This is a genomic window from Roseibium sp. MMSF_3412, assembly GCF_030733265.1.
Classification (GTDB): Bacteria; Pseudomonadota; Alphaproteobacteria; order Rhizobiales; family Stappiaceae; genus Roseibium.
In genome coordinates this window covers 18,157-34,142 of the sequence record NZ_JASHJI010000013.1, presented here as the reverse complement: position 1 = coordinate 34,142, position 15,986 = coordinate 18,157, and the positions used below count along the sequence as shown (strand labels likewise).

The following is a 15,986-nucleotide window of genomic DNA, read 5'->3' as shown; positions in this document are numbered from 1 at the left end:
GCGAATGGTCGCACACTGCACCAGAAAATCAACGTGGTTCGGGTGCACCGATGCCCGGCACCAGGGCGACCTGTTCCGTCACACATTGCAGAAAGGATGAGAGCCGTTTTGGCTGTCGTCCGGCCGGAAGATAGGCCGCATTGATCCGGAGTTCTTCCGCACGCCAGGCGGGCAGAATGTCGGTCAGCCGGCCGGCGTCGAGATCCCTCTGCACGAACCAGCGCGGCAGAATGGCGGCCCCTGCCCCTTTCAGAACGGCTCTGTGAACGGCGAAGATATTGTTGGTCGCGACACTGATGCGCGGTTCGAAGGCAAGGCCCTGACCTTGTGTGTCCTGAAGGCTTATGCGGCCACCCTCGAATGGCGATAAGGCGACGAACGGCAGGTTGGAAACCGAGCTCTGCGTCACTGGGCCGTACTCGTCAACGAGACCGGGACTTGCCACGACCAGCCTCTCGACCCGCCCGACTTCCCGCACGACCAAGGTCTCGTCCGGCACGCCCCCGATCCGGATCCAGCAGTCGCATCCCTCTTCCGCAAAACGGATCGGCAGGTCATTGAGGTTCCAGGTCAGCGAGACCTCCGGATGCGCCATCTGAAAGTTTGCGGCAATGTCGGCGAGATAAAGCTGACCGAGCGCCACAGGAGCAACCACCTTCAGCGGACCACGGACGGCGCTGTCGGCATCCGCGTGCTTTTCCTGGATCGCATCCCAGCCGGACAGGAGGCTTCGGGCGTCGCGCAAAAGGTCCAGCCCCGCCTGAGTCAGCGCGAGTGAATGGGTCGTCCGCCGCATCAGCTGCTGCCCAAACCGGCTTTCCAGCTCCTGCAGATGCCGGCTTGCCGATGCCTGCGAGAGTCCAAGGTCCCGCGCCGCACTGCTGATTGATCCGCGCTCGGCGATGCGAACGAAGGTTTCCAGCAGCGACAGGCGGTCGAGAGTCTTACTCATACGCATTACGTATAACAGATACTCTCATTAATTGGCTACACGAGTAAGCAGCAAACGATCATCTTGTCCTCATCAACACGGCATCAGGAGATGAGCAATGATCAATCGAACCTTCACGATCGGCGGCGAACTTACCGTCAACCGCCTCGGCTATGGCGCTATGCGCCTGACCGGACAACCGGGCAATTTCGGTCCCTATCCCGACTGGCAGCGGGGACTTGAACTGCTGCGCCGCGCCAATGATCTGGGCGTTGGCTTCTTCGACAGCGCCTGGGCTTATGGGCCGGAAACGGCAGACCGGATCATCGGAGAGGCCCTGGAAGGCCGGTCCGCGGTCATCGCGACCAAGGGCGGCGTCGACAAGCCTGCGCCCGGCAACATTGTCACGGACGGGTCACGGGATACGCTTCTGCGCCAGATCGACAAGGCACTGGTCAATTTGCGCCGCGACCGGATCGATCTGTTCCAGCTTCACCGGGTCGATCCCGAAACACCGATCGAGGTCTCGGTCGCAGCCCTTGCTGAAGCGCAGGCGGACGGGCGCATAGGCCACATCGGCCTATCGAACGTGACCAGGACTGATCTTGAGCGCGCGCTCACCGTCTCCCCGGTTGCGAGCGTGCAGAACCGCTTCAACATGGCCGAAACCGGTGAACAGGATCTCGTTGCATTCACGGCGGAGCGCGGCATTGCGTTCATTCCCTATGGCCCGCTTGGCGCAAATCCCATGAAGACGGGCGCAAGGCTTGAGCCGCGACAGGCGATCGCGTGGCTGCTCGCCCACGCACCGAACATCATCGTCATTCCCGGAACGACCTCCATCACGCACCTTGAAGACAACTGGCGCGCCTGGGACATCGCAGAACAAGCCGGTCAGGAGAGAAAGAGATGACAAAACCCAATAGACACAAGATGGCCTTGCTCACATGGCTGGTCGTCTACCCGATGATCACGGTGCTGCTTGCCGTGCTTGAACCGGTCCTGAGCAATGCAGCCATGCCACTGCGAACTCTTGTTCTGTCCCTGATCATGGTTCCCGCGCTGGTCTACGGCGCCATGCCCTTCGCCACCGCCCGCCTGAAGGACTGGCTGAGTGAACCGTCTGGCCCCGGCGCGACCAGGGAAGAGAAACCAGGTGTTTGAGGAAACGACGGCTTCCAACAAAACAACCGCCCAGGTTAGGCGGTTGTTTTGTTGGTCGCGGGAGCCTGAGATTACACTGAGACACTAAAACGGTTTTCGCCTTCAGGGGAAACTGTCGAATTGGGTCAATTTCCGGACCAACGATTGGGTCAAAGTTTCGGCTGCTTTCAATGGGCCATGATATGCCACGATTTCCAGATATCGGCAGACGGCTGCCACCCCGCTCGGACAAAGCCGACATCCTGGTTGGCGAAAGCAATGTCCGCTATTTCTTTTGGAGAACAATCACATTGTCCAAGACACTCGCAGTTTGACTATCCGGTCCTGTCGCTATTCTAGAAACAGACCCAACGAAGGCGACCAGGACATCACTCTCATCATAGCCTAGCTCTCCCAGTTCCTGTTCTGCGGTTGGAAAGACGTGGCCTTCCCTGCTCCATGACCACGGTGCCGCAGAGCCATGCGTGACGGATAACAACAGCCCCTTTGGTTGGAGCTGCGAATAGGCCCGCGCAATGACCTCACGCCGTGGGAATTCGAACGGAGTTTGCAAAAACATAGCTGAGATCAAATCGAACTCACCCTTGGGGAACGAAACCGTGAGGTCGTGGCACGCGAACATTATGCGGTCGGCGACACCTCTTCTCAGAGCGTTGCTCCGCGCGATCGACAAGGCTTCCTCAGATATATCGACCCCGCAGACATCCCAGCCGTGCTGCGCGAGCCAGATGGCGTCATCGCCCTTGGCGCAGCCCAGGTCCAACGCCCGGCCTGGGACCAACTCTTTCGCATAATGTTCGAGAATGGCGGAAGGTCGCCCGGTCGTCTCTGCGCTGGCATCGCGGTAGCGATCTTCCCAAAATGCGCGCGGCGTTTGTCCTGGCAGTGGTTTCATGAGGGAATTCCTCTCCTATGAGATTGAACGGCCGCAATGCAGAGTATGCAGACCACAGCGAACACGCCCGCAGAAAACAGGAGAGCGACCGTTGCTGCCTGCATGCTGTCGCCGTGAGTGTGTCCGAAGTACAGCCCGCCAACGATTGCGATACTGAGCGCGATACCGATCTGCTGCGCAGTCTGGAGGACACCTGAGGCTGCACCGGAACACTCTTTCGGCGCTGCCGCGAGCGTGAATGACATCAAGGCGACATTGCTCAATCCCATGCCAAATCCGACCATCGCGAGGGGGACCAGCAGATGCGTTGCGCTGACTTCGTTGCCCAACCACCAAAAGATCAAGGCGAGCAGTGCAGTGCCGCCGAAAGTCGTCATCGAGCCCAGCATGGGAAGTACCCAATGATTACCTGGCGCAACACGTCCGGCCAGGAAGGCGCCGAGGGTTGCTAACACTGGATGGACGACAACTGTGAGAGCGACCGTGCCGGGCGACATCTGAGGTCCAGCCTGCAATGCCAGCGCCAAAAGGAAGGGAATGCCCGCGATGCCGCAAAAGAGGATGAGGATAATCGACGTTCCTCGAACAAATTCCCGCGAATGCAGCAGGTCTTGCGGCAAAAGCGGTTCAAGGGTTTGAGGCCGACCCTTCAATTGAGCCCGAAACACATGGCGCAGCAGAAGCAGGCTTGTCGTGAACAAAGCCATCAGCCAGAACGGCCATCCGAGAACGCGTCCCTGTGTGGCGGCGAACACAAGGAACGCAATCGCCATAGCAATCATCAAGCCATGCCAGAGGTCGATCGACCTGCGTGAAAGCGATACGTCTTTGTCCAGGCACCATGCTGCAATGAGCACAGACACGGCGCACGGCGGCAAGACCATTAGAAAGACAATGCGCCATCCAAGATCGTAGAAGTTCACCTCCAGCACGACACCGCCAATTATGGGGCCAGCAATCGCTCCCAATGCGCTGACCATGGCAAAATACCCCATTGCGCGTCGGCGCTGATCAGATGGCAGGATAACTTGGATCAGGGCAAGGACCTGCGGCATCATCGTAGCCGCGCCGATACCTTGTATGGTTCTAGCGATGATCAGGGTTGAGATACTTTGCGCAAAGCCAGCGAAACAAGCCCCAAGCGTGAAGACAACGATGCCTGTCAAAAACAAACGGCGGCGTCCAAGTGCATCACCAAACCGGCCCATTGGCAACAACAAGGCTGCGAGTGGCAGAACATACGCCAGCAATACCCATTGGGCTTGCGTCCCCGTCGTCTTGAGGTCGCGGGCAATCTCAGGGATAGCGAGGTTCACAACCGTCACATCCAGGAGAGAAACAAAGGCGCCTAACAAAAGGGCCGATACGGCCGACCAAGGCCGTGCCGGGTCGGAAGAAAGGTCAACAGCTTGGTCAGCCATTGCTGAAGCTCCTAAATTGAAAACTTACGTGACATATAAAGTCACAATAAACATCCGTCAATCTCTCGTGCTTACAATTGTCACGTGAATATTCCTGCTGTAGTATGCGCCCATGAGAACCGACACACGGCTACCAAGGGTATTGCATATCCTGCTTCACCTCGATGAGATCGAGGACCCGGTCACATCGGAACGCATGGGCGAAATGTTTGGTATGGACGCTTCTCTTGTAAGGCGAATGATGGGCGGACTTCGCAAACATGGGCTGGTTGAATCCATCAAAGGGCACGGGGGCGGCTGGCGCTTGCAACGTCCGACATCCGAGATCAGCCTGATGGACGTTTATGTCGCCCTTGGTTCACCGAACGTCTTTGCAATTGGCGCACCCGAACCATCCTCGCCTTGCTTGCTCGAACACGCGGCGGCCGACGCAACAAGAGAAGCGATGGACTCAGCAAGGCGTCTATTTGAACAAGAGCTCAAGGCTGTATCTGTTTCTGATTTGGCCGAACGGGTAAACCACTGACGGAAACGGTCTCGCGCTGTTCAGGAAATCGCGATAGCAGTCTCCACGACTCGCCAAGACCGACAAACATCGACTGCGCGGCATTTCTGGGATTGAGCTCGAAGCGGTTGTTCGTCCTTCCCGCCGCCGCTGTCTGAACTTAAACCGTGACTCACATGGAACCACTAAACGGCTCGACGGTGACGGCGGCCTTGATCGTATTTGCCGACTTTGCCGCATCGCAGATGCTTTCGAACACGTGTGTTTCCATCAGTTCTGTTTGGAAAAGAGAGCCAGCATTGCCGCACAGTCTGCGTCGCTTGGGGTTTCGGACATCACTGCTGCGCGCGCAGCTGCTTTGCTGACGGCCTGACCTGAGCTCTTTCCCAATTCGATGTAGAGCGCGACCAGCTTTTCGCAGTTTGGTTTGGTGTCCGTTCCGTTCGATTTTGCGGCCGCTGCAGACAGTGACAGGGCCAGCACTGCGAGGCACACCATCTTCATGATCGAGTTTCCTTGAATGAAATGGAAGCTTGCAAGACGTCAATTCGATTTCGAGCCGCAGGAAAGATCACCCGTCTGATAGATCTGAACCTCACTCGCGGTGTCTGCGGGCAGGCGCACAACGAAAGTGCCTCGTTCAGAATCGACCAGCATTTCGCCGGGGCCATCGACAGAACACACTTGCCGCGCGTTGCCGGCGTCTTCTTCGCAACGAATCTTGCCGTCCGTCGCACGCACCACGATGTCTTTGTATTCCATCAGCACATGCGCCTGTTCCAGACGCTCATAGTAAAGACCGGCGTCGGAAATGATTTCGCATTCAGTCGCCTGTGCAGTGGAGGACGCGGGCAGAAACGCCAAGGCAAAAGCCCCGAAAATGCCAGAAAACAGGCGCGGCATGAGGCTTCTTTGGATCGGGGAAAACACTTGGGTGTTTAAATGACGCTCGACTTTTGGACGGTTCTTGACTTGTGCGATAACAGAAAATCCTTCTCTCTGCATCGACACTAACGCTGCGCAAAAAACCCTCAAGCTATGGATTTCATTAGCTGAGCGCCTAAAACACTTTGTGGGTCCGGGAGCAAAGAGACGCGAAATGAAGAAACTGGAGCAGTTTGCTGACAAAGTCCTGTCGGCCAATAGCCCGCAGGACGCTTGGGAAAAAACGATCGGTTTTTTCGAAAGCTTCGGTTTTAAGGGGGCCGTCTATGGCCAGCGCAGACGAAACGTCGTGCCGACCGTCAACGATATCTGGTTTTCCGATCAGTTGACCGAATGGAAGGCTGCCTACTTCAAGCAAAAAGACTACGAGCGCGACCCGCTGTTCATTTACGCGCCCAATCTGCCCAGCCAGTTCATGACCGGAATACACTTCCTGCCGGATCACGCGTATCTGACCGAGGAAGACATTGCCGTCATTCGCCGGGCCGAGGAACATGGGCTGACGTCCGGTATCGCGCTCAGAATGTCGCGAGAGGACGATCCGGTCGTCAAAGGTTGGAACCTTGTCAGCGCCTTGTCACGGGCGGACATTGAATCGGTCAACAAAGAGTTCGGCATGTTGCTGCATATCTGTGCGGCGATAGCGCATCACAAGATCGGCCGTCTTGAGAACCTGTCGCAAGCCAGCCTGACCAGCCGGGAACGCGAATGCCTTTTGTTGCTGGCCAAGGGTTTCAGAACTGCCCGGATCGCTGAACATATGTCGATCCAGGCAGTCACGGTTGACCTGCATTTGCGCAACGCGCGGGCAAAACTTGGTGCACGCACGCGCGAGCAGGCACTGGCGACTGCCATCGTGACCGGTCGCATTCACATTTAGCAATTAAGGTGCGTACCTGCATGACTTTCGTGCGTTGTGGGCGCACTTTCCGCGCTTCTGAGACGGCAACGGCAATGACAAGGTTCTGACTGGTTCAGTGCGCAAATGCGATTGGCTAGTGCCTCGCTGCTGCCGAATCGGATCGCCTGGAAATGTTCGCACGGAATTTTTGTTGCAAATGATCGTGACCTGCTGAGTTCCAGCACCGCAATGTCTACATTTGAAAGAATTCGAATATCCAGGGTCAGGACACGCTGATTGATCCAGATGATGACGATTGATGCGATTCAGATCCCTGTGACCGAGTTGCCGACAAAGCGTGCGTTGCTCGGCTGCGGTATGTTCCAGAACAACTGTGATCCGTTAGGGCGTGTGACGTTTCAATCTCCGCAGCCACCACCATCTCCCGAGCCACAGTCGCCTGCATCCTTGTCGGAGAAAGGGTCATTTGATTCAAAAATCAACGTGAACTCGCCTTTGGTGGTCAGGTAGTTGAGCGTGGTCCCAAAAATCAAGAGCGAGACGCCAAGCCAAAACACCCAGAACAAGAGATTGCCACCATGAGCGATCGAAACGACGCCGATGCAAATGAACACCGCCGAGAAGATCAGAGCCACGAAAACTCCAACTCTATCGTTGAGCTTCCAAATTCCTTTTGGGGGAGTTCCAAACAGATCTTTGTACGCATCGATGGTGGCTTTGTAGTCGTCCAAATGATCCGGGCCTTTGGCGCCGGGGCTGTGGTGCACCGGTTTGCCCAGTTTCTTGCAGAAAATGTCCCAATAGTCGCGGCTGTGCTGCATGTGCAAATGCCAAACCAAATCGACTGCTTTCGAGGGGACGTTGCGCTCTGATCGTGTGGCGCAAAGATACATGAACTTTTGATATTCGGCGATCGCAACGGTTGCGGTATCGGGAGAGATGCGGTTTTCGGCCATCAGTTGTTTAATGAATGGCGTGCCTGCAGCATCATCAGGCATCTTGTGCGTCTTAATCAGCTCCCATAGCTGAGTATTCAGAGAGGTCATCGGAGCCTCCTATGTTTTCTCTTTTGTACGCGTTTCGATTAGCGCGCAAATGTAACAGCTATGTGACACACGTGTAACACGCGGGACGAGCCAAGCGTTCGGGACGTTTTTTTTGCAAAGTCTCGAGGTTGATTTTGCGCTTAAGAAATAATGCCGGCGCGTATCGCAATTGCGATGGTCTGTGATCGATTGACCGCACCCAGTTTTCTTGACGCAGATATCATGTAACTTGAAACGGTGTTTTCTGAGATAGACAAAATGACACCAATTTCACTGTTTGTCTTGCCTTCCGAAGACCAGTAGACGCATTCGCGCTCGCGAGGAGACAGGTTATCAGACTTGTCCGCCAGCCGATCGGCGACTTCCGAGATCTGGTTATAGGTAAAAAGTGCCAGCAGATGGAGCGTTGCCAACTCGTCTGGATCGAGCTTTTGCCGGTTGCCGGCAAAGGAAACCGCACCACGGCGGCCTGTCGCATCATAGGTTGGAAAGTAAACGCCACCCACCATGTCGAATTCTCTGAACAGGTTGACTGAATTCTGCGTTTCTTCGTGTGAGCGCTTCTTGTTGACCGCCTCTAGCTCCCATTCCAACGGACCGATCGAACAGCGCAACTGCTCAATGATCGGGCTGTTTACCACAAGCTTCATGTCGTCATACGCGCGAATGAGCTCCGGCGGCCAATTGCTGACAATCATGTGTGACGATATTTGCGTCGAATTCCGGTCCGGCAGAAATAGAACCGCAAACCTTTCAAAGCCGAACTCGTCGCTGAGCTTTTTTAGAAACTTGAAGACATCGTAGTTTGTTCGAACGTTCGAGAGTTCCCGATAGCACTCTCCGACAAATAGTGTTTTACCCATTCAGCCCACTCAACAGTGGCCCGCCCCCACGTCCCATAGATGCAATCAATCAGAGAACAACATCTGCTCCGGAGAGACACGAGTACCCCCGAAACAGTTGATAGTATTCCAACAAGTGCAGCGCTCGCTCCTCTGCCCAGGAATCAGCACCTTTTCAGATGATGACGTTTATCGTCGCTAGAGCAACCAAAAAATATACCGTAGGTAGTAGCACGCAACCCTTGAGCGTTCCAACACGCGTAAAGACAGGGTTAACAACCACCTCGCGGAATTTGACCCATAGTTGTCAGGCACCCCGCATTCAGTGCTTGTTTGCAAGCCTCCGCCATTCTTGTCCTTACCCGGAATCAGCACCCAAGGACAGCAGGATGCACGTTGGCACAAGCTCGCAAGACCACCGCAATCCAAGCAAAGGGCAAAGGCCGACCCAGTCAGGAGCGCAGCACAGGCCGGTGTTCCGGGGCATTTCCGGGCGTCTTCTCATTGGCCTTGGCCTGATTGTTGTCCTCGGCGTCGGCATTGGTGCCACTGGACTGTCCTACCTCGCATCCGTCGAGCGCACACTGAACCAGATAACCGATATCACCGCGCCTTCGGTTGAGACCGCGGACGATATGATTGCCAATATCTGGGAAACCAACAAGATCGCCGAAGAGATCATTGCCGACGAGGAACTCTCCGACGTTGAGCAACTCGCAGCAGAGTTCGCTGAAAAGTCGCAGATGTTCTACACCTACATGAGTGAACTGGAAGCACTGGTTCATGACGAGACACTGCTTGCACATATTGAAGAAGCACGTCGTGAACACCAAGAATTTATCAAACATACCAACGAAATGATCTTCGCGCATACCGAGGAGCTGAACGAGGAAACAGCCGCCGCTCGCCTACTGACAGCCTTTGACGACAGCGGTGCGCTTCTGATTCAGATGCTGGATGAATTCGCTCAGGAAAACGAAGCCGAAATGGCCAAGGCCCAGGCGGACGGAAACAGGCTGGCGACCTCAGGAACCGCGACTGGCGCTGAAGTGAACGCCATCCTGAAAGAGCTTTTCGAAAAGGACTATCCTGTTGTCGAGGCTGCGTTGAAGCTGCAACGTATCGTCATCGAGATGCAGGACACGGCCGGCGAATATCTGGCGGTGGAGGATCCTGCAAAGCTCGGCATTCCCTTTGGGGAATTCCAGGAGCTTTCGCAAAAGGCAAGGCCTTTCCTGGCCATCCTCGCCAATCTTGCCGAATCCCAGGAAGATACAGACGATGCCGCCAGGTTGCAGGCAGCCTTCGAAACCTGGTTCTCCACCGCCGCAATGGACGAGCAGCTTTTCGACACGCACCGGGACATGCTGAAAATGGAAGCCGATGCCGATCTTGCGACGGAGGAACTGGAAACCGATGCCGATGCCGTCGCAAGCGCCCTGGAAAAGGTTGCCTCCGCGGCGGACGCGATCAGCGATGGCGCGGATGAGGCAAGTGCCATCACGGTCGCAAATGCGCAGATAGCCATTTCAACGGCGGTTGTCCTGCTCATCGTTGTATCCGCCGTTCTCATGTTGATTGTTCGCAACACGGTCGTCCATCCGATCGTGAACATGACACAAGCCATGCAATCGCTGGCAAGCGGCAAACTGGACATACATATTCCAGCCCTTGGCAAGAAGGACGAGGTCGGCGCGATGGCGTCAGCCGTCGAGGTGTTCCGCGACAATGCAGCCGAAACAGAAGCGTTGCGGCAGGAACAGGCGGAAAGCGAACGGCGTATCGAAGAGGAAAAACGCGCAGCGACCCTTCGCATGGCCGACGACCTGGAATCGAGTGTGATGGGTGTAGTCGAGCACGTTTCCAACGCGACCCACGAAATGACCGCGACGGCGAAAACCATGTCCGAGTCGTCCGCGCGCACCCGCTCGAAGGCAACAACGGTTGCCAGTGCATCTGAGGAGGCAACCGTAACCGCCCAGACCGTTGCTTCGGCGGCTGAGCAGTTGTCCCAGTCGATCCAGGAAATCTCCCGGCAGGTGGAGGACGCCAAATCGGTCGCATCGAATGGTGAACAGCAGGCGATTTCCACCAACTCCACGGTCCAGGGACTTGCCGCCGGCGCTCAGAAAATCGGCGACGTCGTCGATCTGATCAACGACATCGCAGAACAAACCAATCTGCTCGCCCTCAACGCAACGATCGAAGCGGCCCGCGCCGGGGAATCCGGCCGCGGCTTTGCGGTCGTGGCTTCCGAGGTGAAGGAGCTGGCATCGCAGACCGCGAAGGCAACCGAGGAAATCAGGCTGCAAATCAGCTCAATGCAGGACTCAACCCGACAGACCGTTGGCGAAATCGAAACCGTGGTCGCGGCCATGTCGAGGATCAGCGACATGACTACGGCTGTTTCCGCTTCGGTCGCCGAACAGAACACGGCAACACAGCATATTGCTCAAAACATCCAGCAGACCGCCTCTGGAACGCGCGATGTCTCAGAGAACATTATTGATGTGAATTCGGCAGCCCAACAATCTAGCGATGCAGCCGGACATGTCGTCAAGGTTGTCGATGAACTTACATCACAGTCGGATATTCTGCGGAATGAGTTGGGTACTTTCTTGCGGGATCTTAGAGCGTAGTCATAACCACATAAGCGCTCATGGGTCTCTTTCCAGTGGGTGACGGAACAGTGCATCCCACTCGCCCGGCCTCCGAAGGAGCGCAGTGACAGGGATGGTTTTTCTGGCGCGAGAGGACGATCCGGTCGTCAAAAGTTGGAACCTTGTCAGCGCCTTGTCACGGACGGACATTGAAGCGGTCAACAAAGAGTTCGGCATGTTGCTGCATATCTGTGCGGCGATAGCGCATCACAAGATCGGCCGTCTTGAGAACCTGTCGCAAGCCAGCCTGACCAGCCGGAAACGCGAATGCCTTTCGTTGCTGGCCAAGGGTTTCAGAACTGCCCGGATCGATGAACATATGTCGATCCAGGCAGTCACGGTTGACCTGCATTTGCGCAACGCGCGGGCAAAACCTGGTGCACGCACGCGCGAGCAGGCACTGGCGACTGCCATCGTGACCGGTCGCATTCACATTTAGCAATATCCCAGGCAGGCCTTGTGCGCACTGCGCTCAATCACACTGAAGGGCTATTCCTCACGCGGATTGGCTCAATCAAAAGAGCAATTCATCTACAAGTAAATTTCGCAACTCCTGCGAGAAAACCAAAAACTATCGAACATTTTGATTTAACTCTTAATTTATGAGGTGCACGTAAGCATGAGTGGCCAAAAAACTGGAACTACCCTCAATGCGCCTCTTCCTCTCCCGTTTGAATTCTTCAGTCCTCGTTGGAGTTTCCTTCGGTTTGATCCTGCTTGCCACCATTCTTGTCGGCGGTGCGGGCATCTATTCGACGACCACCCTCAAGGGACACATCAACACCACGGGCAGTTCGACAGCACTTTCCGAGGCGCTGCGGATTATCACTGTCCGCTCGGAGAGCTTTATGGCTGCCCCGGACGGTACGGGACTTTCAGACCTGACCAGGATGATTGATGAAAAGAAGGTCTTCGTAGAGGAGATCGCCGCCCTTGCCGATCTCGACAAGGTGCGCCAGGAGCTGACGGCTGTAAGCGACAAGCTGGTAGCTCTTGGCGACGAAATGCGCGCCTATGACTCAACGCGCAAGGCGAGAAACGACGCGATTGAGAAACTGACAGCTGAAGTTACGGATGTATCCAGGATGGCTGTGGAGGCGAACACCTCTTTCGACCAAATGGAACAGGAGCTGAAGGATCGGCGGCTCACGATCGAGGGTCCCGTCACCAAGGCAGCGCTGCTTGGCACTTCCATCACAGGCTTCCTGGACGGCCTCTCAGTGGTCGAGGCAGGCTTAGTCGCATCCCCGACGGTCTTCCCCGGCGAAGCGGAGCTGAAAGTGATCGACAAGCAGCTGAAAAGTATGCGCTTCAAGGCAAAGTCTCCCGCTGCCAAGCCCGTCTACGCTGAGGCCATCACGGCTTTCGGTGATCTCGGCACGATTTCCGCAGACACTGCCGCGCCAAAGGCATCCGTAAAGGCAATCGAGGCAACGAGACGGCTCCGGAACGCTATGAACATGCTGAAGGCCGTATCGCTCGACGCTGTTACGGAAACCAGCGAGAAGATGGCCAAACACCAGAAGGTCGTTCTCGGCATCGGTGTTGCCGCCACCCATGTCGGCAAGGCGTTGACCGGGGCAAGTGATGCCCAGCTGGCGCTGCGCGGCCTCATCCAAAGCGCCGATGAAGAGACAGCGGCTAGCGTCACCGGCGCGCTGCACCAGGTGGTCATCCGCATGGAGCAGGCGCACGGCGAAACGGCGATCTTGCCAACCTTGCAGGAAGACCTTGGCAAAGTTGTCGAAACGCTGAAACAGATCGAGGCCCTAGTGCCAGCAGACATCGCCGCCCTTTTGGAAGCCTCGGCGGCCCTCGGCAACCAACGTACCAACGTCAGTCAAACGTTGAACTCAATCTCGACGGCGATCCAATCAAGCGTGCAGGCAACCCAGACAGCCGGTGTCTCGACCGCTGGGACGGCGGTCCTGCAGATCGCCGCCGCACTTGTTGCCGGCTTCTTTTTTGTCGCAATCGCGATCGGTGTCATCTTCTTCCACTACCTGAAGCCGTTGCGCTCCATGACTGTCATCATGGATGAGCTGTCCGAGGGCGACCTCTCCGTTCAACCGACCGGCCAGGAACGGGTCGACGAACTCGGCCAGCTGGCGCGCACCATCGACCGCTTCAAGGCGGGCATGATCGCCCGTCAGCAGCTCGAGGCTGACAAGGAGACCGAAACGCTGGAACGCGACGAGCGCCGCGAGCGGGTCGAGGGCCTGATCGCCGCCTTCCGCGAGACGGCGACAAATGTGCTTGGCTCCGTCGGTGAAACCGCTGGTACGCTTGACAGGACGGCGGAAGAATTGACGGCCGTTGCTGAGCAAAGTTCAGAGCTTGCAGACAGCACCTTTGGCGCGACAAACGAGGCGTCGCAGAACGTCCAAACCGTTGCGAGCGCTGCGGAGGAACTCGCCACCTCGATTGATGAGATCACCCGCCAGGTCGGCCAGACAGCCGAAGTCGTGAGCCGCGCTACAAAAGGCACCCAGGTTACCAGCGAAAAGGTCCACGGGCTCTCTGAAGCCGCGGGCAAGATCGGCGAGGTGGTTAGTCTCATCCAGGCGATTGCCGAACAGACCAATCTGCTGGCCCTCAATGCCACTATCGAGGCGGCGCGCGCAGGTGAGGCCGGAAAGGGCTTTGCGGTCGTCGCCGCCGAAGTCAAGGATCTCGCAACTCAGACGTCGAAGGCAACAGACGAAATTGGCGGCCAGATCACGGCGATCCAGGACGCGACGAAAGAAGCGGTTCACGCGATCGAGGAGATCACAGCGATCATGGCTGAGGTCAACGAGTACACCGGAACGATTGCCACCGCCGTCGCGCAACAAGGCGCAGCGACAACGGAGATCTCCGACAACGTCCAACGCGCTGCACAGGGGACCAGTTCCGTCAGGGAGAACATGTCCGGGCTTTCCGACGCGGTTTCCCAGACCAGCCGCTCCGCCAACTTCGTCCTCGGCGCCTCGGGCGAGCTAACCCAGAAAACAGACAGTCTACGGGCCGAGGTTGAGCAGTTCTTGCAAAGCGTCGCAGCTGCGTAGGCGGAAAAGTCAGCTTCAAGTGGCAGACGCTCGGGCTGGAAATTCGTCCGAAAGTGCTGATGCTACCCGCATGTAACGGCTGTTAGAGAGCATTGCCCGAGCGCTTCAGGCATTCGTCATTCCTGTCTTAATTGTTCGAGCTGCGAAGACCGGGGCAATAATCCGCTCAAACGCGAGCGTTGATCGGTACGACGTCTGGTGCCTGAGAACGGCATATCTCGATAAACTATCCTTTCAGCGACCGAATTCGCTCGAGAGGAAGGTCATACCAACGGCACTTGAGTGCCCATTTTACAGCAGGTGCGTTCAAAACTCGCCAGTCTCCTTCCGTCTCCATAACTTCCGGACTGGTGTTGGAATGTGCGGTCAGTCCGCTTCCTGTCCCCAGCGGTCGTCCACCAGTTCATCCCAGGTCGCCATAGCAGTCGTTCGCTGCAAATAGGACAATCAGCCGTGATGCGCACAAAGCGGAACACACAGCGTCAGAGCGGCTGAAGCCACTCATGTTCGGGTGAGAGCCTTTGTGAAAAAAAGGCTTTTGGATTTGTCCAACATAGAATGCCGGAGTGCCGGTTTAGCTACCGCTTGGCGACAGCCATGCGTGCCTTCAGGTACTCACCGTACTGGCTCAGCGAGAAGATGAAGATCCAGTAGATCGCGCCGACAAATGCGTATACCTCGATGTAATAGGGTGCCCATTCAACCGTGCCGAATGCAGCGTTTGCCGAGGCGAGAACGTCAAAGAAGCCGATGATGATCACGATCGCCGTTTCCTTGAAGGTCACGACGACCATGTTGATCGTTGACGGCAATGCATGACGGAATACCTGCGGCATGACGATGCGCGACAGCGTCTGGAACGGCGTCAGGCCCAACGCCTTTCCCGCCTCGAACTGGCCTTTGGGTATTGCCTGAAATCCACCGCGAAACACCTCTGCCTGATAACAGGCGAAGAAGAGCGCAAAGCCCACGATCACGCGCCAGATCTTGTCGCCGTTCAACCAGTCGGGCAGCAGAAGCGGAATAACCACAGCAGCCGCAAACAGCGTTGTCAGCAGCGGGAGCGATCGGATGAAGTCGATCAACAATGACGCCGCGCCTCGGACCACAGGCAGTTTGGACCTCCGTGCCAGGGCCAGAAGCAGCCCCAAAGGCATTCCGAGCAAAACCACGGCGGAAAACATGAACAGCGTCAACGCCAATCCGCCCCACTGGTCGGTCGTTACGACAGGCTGTCCGATCAGGCGACCATCCATGAGCACTACATAGGCGCCAAACCCGACGATCCAGAGGGTTATCAGGCGGCTGGTGCTCCAGAAGCGCGGCAGACATGACAGGACCACCGTCGCAACGATGGCGAGGCAAGCCAGTGTCGAGCGCCAATGCTCTTCAAAAGGATAGAGTCCGAACAGGATCAGACGATGGCGCGCGGCAATGACAGACCAGCACGCGCCGCCGGTGTTGGCACAATTCTCGACGTCTTCAGCCCGCCAGACGGCACTGAGGATTGCCCAGTCGATCATCGTCCAGGCCATATAGAGCATCAACCCGAAGATGAAGACGCTCGTGAAACTGTCGCTCGGGCTCCTGAACGCCCGCTTCCTGAGCGTGTTTGCAAAGGTTGCCCACCTATCCGATTGAGCCGGGAGTTCACTCGCCAAAGCCATG

At 56.6% G+C, this 15,986-nt stretch carries 15 protein-coding genes; 7 read left to right on the top strand and 8 right to left on the bottom strand.

The annotated features are described in order from the left end of the window. Positions 1 to 28 precede the first annotated feature (28 nt). Positions 29 to 952, bottom strand: a complete 924-nt coding sequence (locus RBB49_RS20245; protein WP_306144705.1) for a LysR family transcriptional regulator — start codon at positions 950 to 952, stop codon at positions 29 to 31. 97 nt (positions 953 to 1,049) lie between these two features. Between RBB49_RS20245 and RBB49_RS20240 the strand changes: the two genes are divergently transcribed. Both RBB49_RS20240 and RBB49_RS20235 read left to right on the top strand, forming a co-directional pair. Beyond that, positions 1,050 to 1,844 carry an aldo/keto reductase gene (locus RBB49_RS20240; RefSeq protein WP_306144704.1) on the top strand — a complete coding sequence of 265 codons (795 nt, stop codon included), beginning with the start codon at positions 1,050 to 1,052 and terminating at the stop codon, positions 1,842 to 1,844. Continuing rightward, positions 1,841 to 2,095, top strand: a complete 255-nt coding sequence (locus tag RBB49_RS20235; protein WP_306144703.1) for a hypothetical protein — start codon at positions 1,841 to 1,843, stop codon at positions 2,093 to 2,095. Before RBB49_RS20240 ends, RBB49_RS20235 begins: the two co-directional genes overlap by 4 nt. A 265-nt stretch (positions 2,096 to 2,360) precedes the next feature. Here the strand turns inward: RBB49_RS20235 and RBB49_RS20230 are convergent, their stop codons facing one another. Both RBB49_RS20230 and RBB49_RS20225 read right to left on the bottom strand, forming a co-directional pair. Further along, positions 2,361 to 2,990: a bifunctional 2-polyprenyl-6-hydroxyphenol methylase/3-demethylubiquinol 3-O-methyltransferase UbiG gene (locus RBB49_RS20230; protein WP_306144702.1), complete on the bottom strand. Its 630-nt coding sequence runs from the start codon at positions 2,988 to 2,990 to the stop codon at positions 2,361 to 2,363. Then, positions 2,987 to 4,411: an MFS transporter gene (locus RBB49_RS20225; RefSeq protein WP_306144701.1), complete on the bottom strand. Its 1,425-nt coding sequence runs from the start codon at positions 4,409 to 4,411 to the stop codon at positions 2,987 to 2,989. The genes RBB49_RS20230 and RBB49_RS20225 overlap by 4 nt, the downstream gene beginning before the upstream one ends. A gap of 112 nt (positions 4,412 to 4,523) precedes the next feature. On the opposite strand from RBB49_RS20225, the gene RBB49_RS20220 reads away from it, so the two are divergent. Further along, entirely contained in the window at positions 4,524 to 4,937 is a 414-nt protein-coding gene (locus RBB49_RS20220; protein WP_306144700.1) for an Rrf2 family transcriptional regulator, read from the top strand. A gap of 249 nt (positions 4,938 to 5,186) precedes the next feature. Here the strand turns inward: RBB49_RS20220 and RBB49_RS20215 are convergent, their stop codons facing one another. Together RBB49_RS20215 and RBB49_RS20210 are read right to left on the bottom strand one after the other, a co-directional pair. Beyond that, positions 5,187 to 5,420 (bottom strand): hypothetical protein, encoded by a 234-nt coding sequence (locus RBB49_RS20215; RefSeq protein WP_306144699.1) that lies wholly within the window; start codon positions 5,418 to 5,420, stop codon positions 5,187 to 5,189. Positions 5,421 to 5,459: 39 nt separating this feature from the next. Then, complete coding sequence (locus RBB49_RS20210) at positions 5,460 to 5,921, bottom strand: hypothetical protein (protein WP_306144698.1); 462 nt, start codon at positions 5,919 to 5,921, stop codon at positions 5,460 to 5,462. On the opposite strand from RBB49_RS20210, the gene RBB49_RS20205 reads away from it, so the two are divergent. Continuing rightward, a complete protein-coding gene (locus RBB49_RS20205) occupies positions 5,884 to 6,741 on the top strand; it encodes a LuxR family transcriptional regulator (RefSeq protein WP_306144697.1) in 858 nt (285 codons plus the stop codon). The genes RBB49_RS20210 and RBB49_RS20205 overlap by 38 nt on opposite strands. A 380-nt stretch (positions 6,742 to 7,121) precedes the next feature. Here RBB49_RS20205 and RBB49_RS20200 read toward each other — a convergent pair whose 3' ends face one another. Together RBB49_RS20200 and RBB49_RS20195 are read right to left on the bottom strand one after the other, a co-directional pair. After that, the gene (locus RBB49_RS20200) at positions 7,122 to 7,769 is read right to left on the bottom strand and encodes a hypothetical protein (RefSeq protein WP_306144696.1); all 648 of its coding nucleotides are present in this window, start codon (positions 7,767 to 7,769) and stop codon (positions 7,122 to 7,124) included. Between the two features lie 140 nt (positions 7,770 to 7,909). Beyond that, positions 7,910 to 8,632: a LuxR family transcriptional regulator gene (locus RBB49_RS20195; protein WP_306144695.1), complete on the bottom strand. Its 723-nt coding sequence runs from the start codon at positions 8,630 to 8,632 to the stop codon at positions 7,910 to 7,912. A 368-nt stretch (positions 8,633 to 9,000) separates the two neighbouring features. On the opposite strand from RBB49_RS20195, the gene RBB49_RS20190 reads away from it, so the two are divergent. From RBB49_RS20190 to RBB49_RS20180, 3 genes are all read left to right on the top strand, one after another. After that, positions 9,001 to 11,250 carry a methyl-accepting chemotaxis protein gene (locus RBB49_RS20190; protein ID WP_306144694.1) on the top strand — a complete coding sequence of 750 codons (2,250 nt, stop codon included), beginning with the start codon at positions 9,001 to 9,003 and terminating at the stop codon, positions 11,248 to 11,250. Positions 11,251 to 11,344: 94 nt separating this feature from the next. After that, positions 11,345 to 11,710 carry a LuxR C-terminal-related transcriptional regulator gene (locus tag RBB49_RS20185; protein ID WP_306144815.1) on the top strand — a complete coding sequence of 122 codons (366 nt, stop codon included), beginning with the start codon at positions 11,345 to 11,347 and terminating at the stop codon, positions 11,708 to 11,710. A gap of 268 nt (positions 11,711 to 11,978) precedes the next feature. Then, a complete protein-coding gene (locus RBB49_RS20180) occupies positions 11,979 to 14,318 on the top strand; it encodes a methyl-accepting chemotaxis protein (RefSeq protein ID WP_306144693.1) in 2,340 nt (779 codons plus the stop codon). A 578-nt stretch (positions 14,319 to 14,896) separates the two neighbouring features. Here RBB49_RS20180 and RBB49_RS20175 read toward each other — a convergent pair. Beyond that, the gene (locus RBB49_RS20175; protein ID WP_306144692.1) at positions 14,897 to 15,985 is read right to left on the bottom strand and encodes an amino acid ABC transporter permease; all 1,089 of its coding nucleotides are present in this window, start codon (positions 15,983 to 15,985) and stop codon (positions 14,897 to 14,899) included. Between the last annotated feature and the right edge of the window lies 1 nt (position 15,986).

Bases quoted from the DNA above. Each gene is read 5' to 3' on its own strand.
- RBB49_RS20245 (WP_306144705.1), bottom strand. From the start codon at position 952: ATGAGTAAGACTCTCGACCGCCTGTCGCTGCTGGAAACCTTCGTTCGC.
- RBB49_RS20240 (WP_306144704.1), top strand. From the start codon at position 1,050: ATGATCAATCGAACCTTCACGATCGGCGGCGAACTTACCGTCAACCGC.
- RBB49_RS20235 (WP_306144703.1), top strand. From the start codon at position 1,841: ATGACAAAACCCAATAGACACAAGATGGCCTTGCTCACATGGCTGGTC.
- RBB49_RS20230 (WP_306144702.1), bottom strand. From the start codon at position 2,990: ATGAAACCACTGCCAGGACAAACGCCGCGCGCATTTTGGGAAGATCGC.
- RBB49_RS20225 (WP_306144701.1), bottom strand. From the start codon at position 4,411: ATGGCTGACCAAGCTGTTGACCTTTCTTCCGACCCGGCACGGCCTTGG.
- RBB49_RS20220 (WP_306144700.1), top strand. From the start codon at position 4,524: ATGAGAACCGACACACGGCTACCAAGGGTATTGCATATCCTGCTTCAC.
- RBB49_RS20215 (WP_306144699.1), bottom strand. From the start codon at position 5,420: ATGAAGATGGTGTGCCTCGCAGTGCTGGCCCTGTCACTGTCTGCAGCG.
- RBB49_RS20210 (WP_306144698.1), bottom strand. From the start codon at position 5,921: ATGCAGAGAGAAGGATTTTCTGTTATCGCACAAGTCAAGAACCGTCCA.
- RBB49_RS20200 (WP_306144696.1), bottom strand. From the start codon at position 7,769: ATGACCTCTCTGAATACTCAGCTATGGGAGCTGATTAAGACGCACAAG.
- RBB49_RS20195 (WP_306144695.1), bottom strand. From the start codon at position 8,632: ATGGGTAAAACACTATTTGTCGGAGAGTGCTATCGGGAACTCTCGAAC.
- RBB49_RS20190 (WP_306144694.1), top strand. From the start codon at position 9,001: ATGCACGTTGGCACAAGCTCGCAAGACCACCGCAATCCAAGCAAAGGG.
- RBB49_RS20185 (WP_306144815.1), top strand. From the start codon at position 11,345: ATGGTTTTTCTGGCGCGAGAGGACGATCCGGTCGTCAAAAGTTGGAAC.
- RBB49_RS20175 (WP_306144692.1), bottom strand. From the start codon at position 15,985: ATGGCTTTGGCGAGTGAACTCCCGGCTCAATCGGATAGGTGGGCAACC.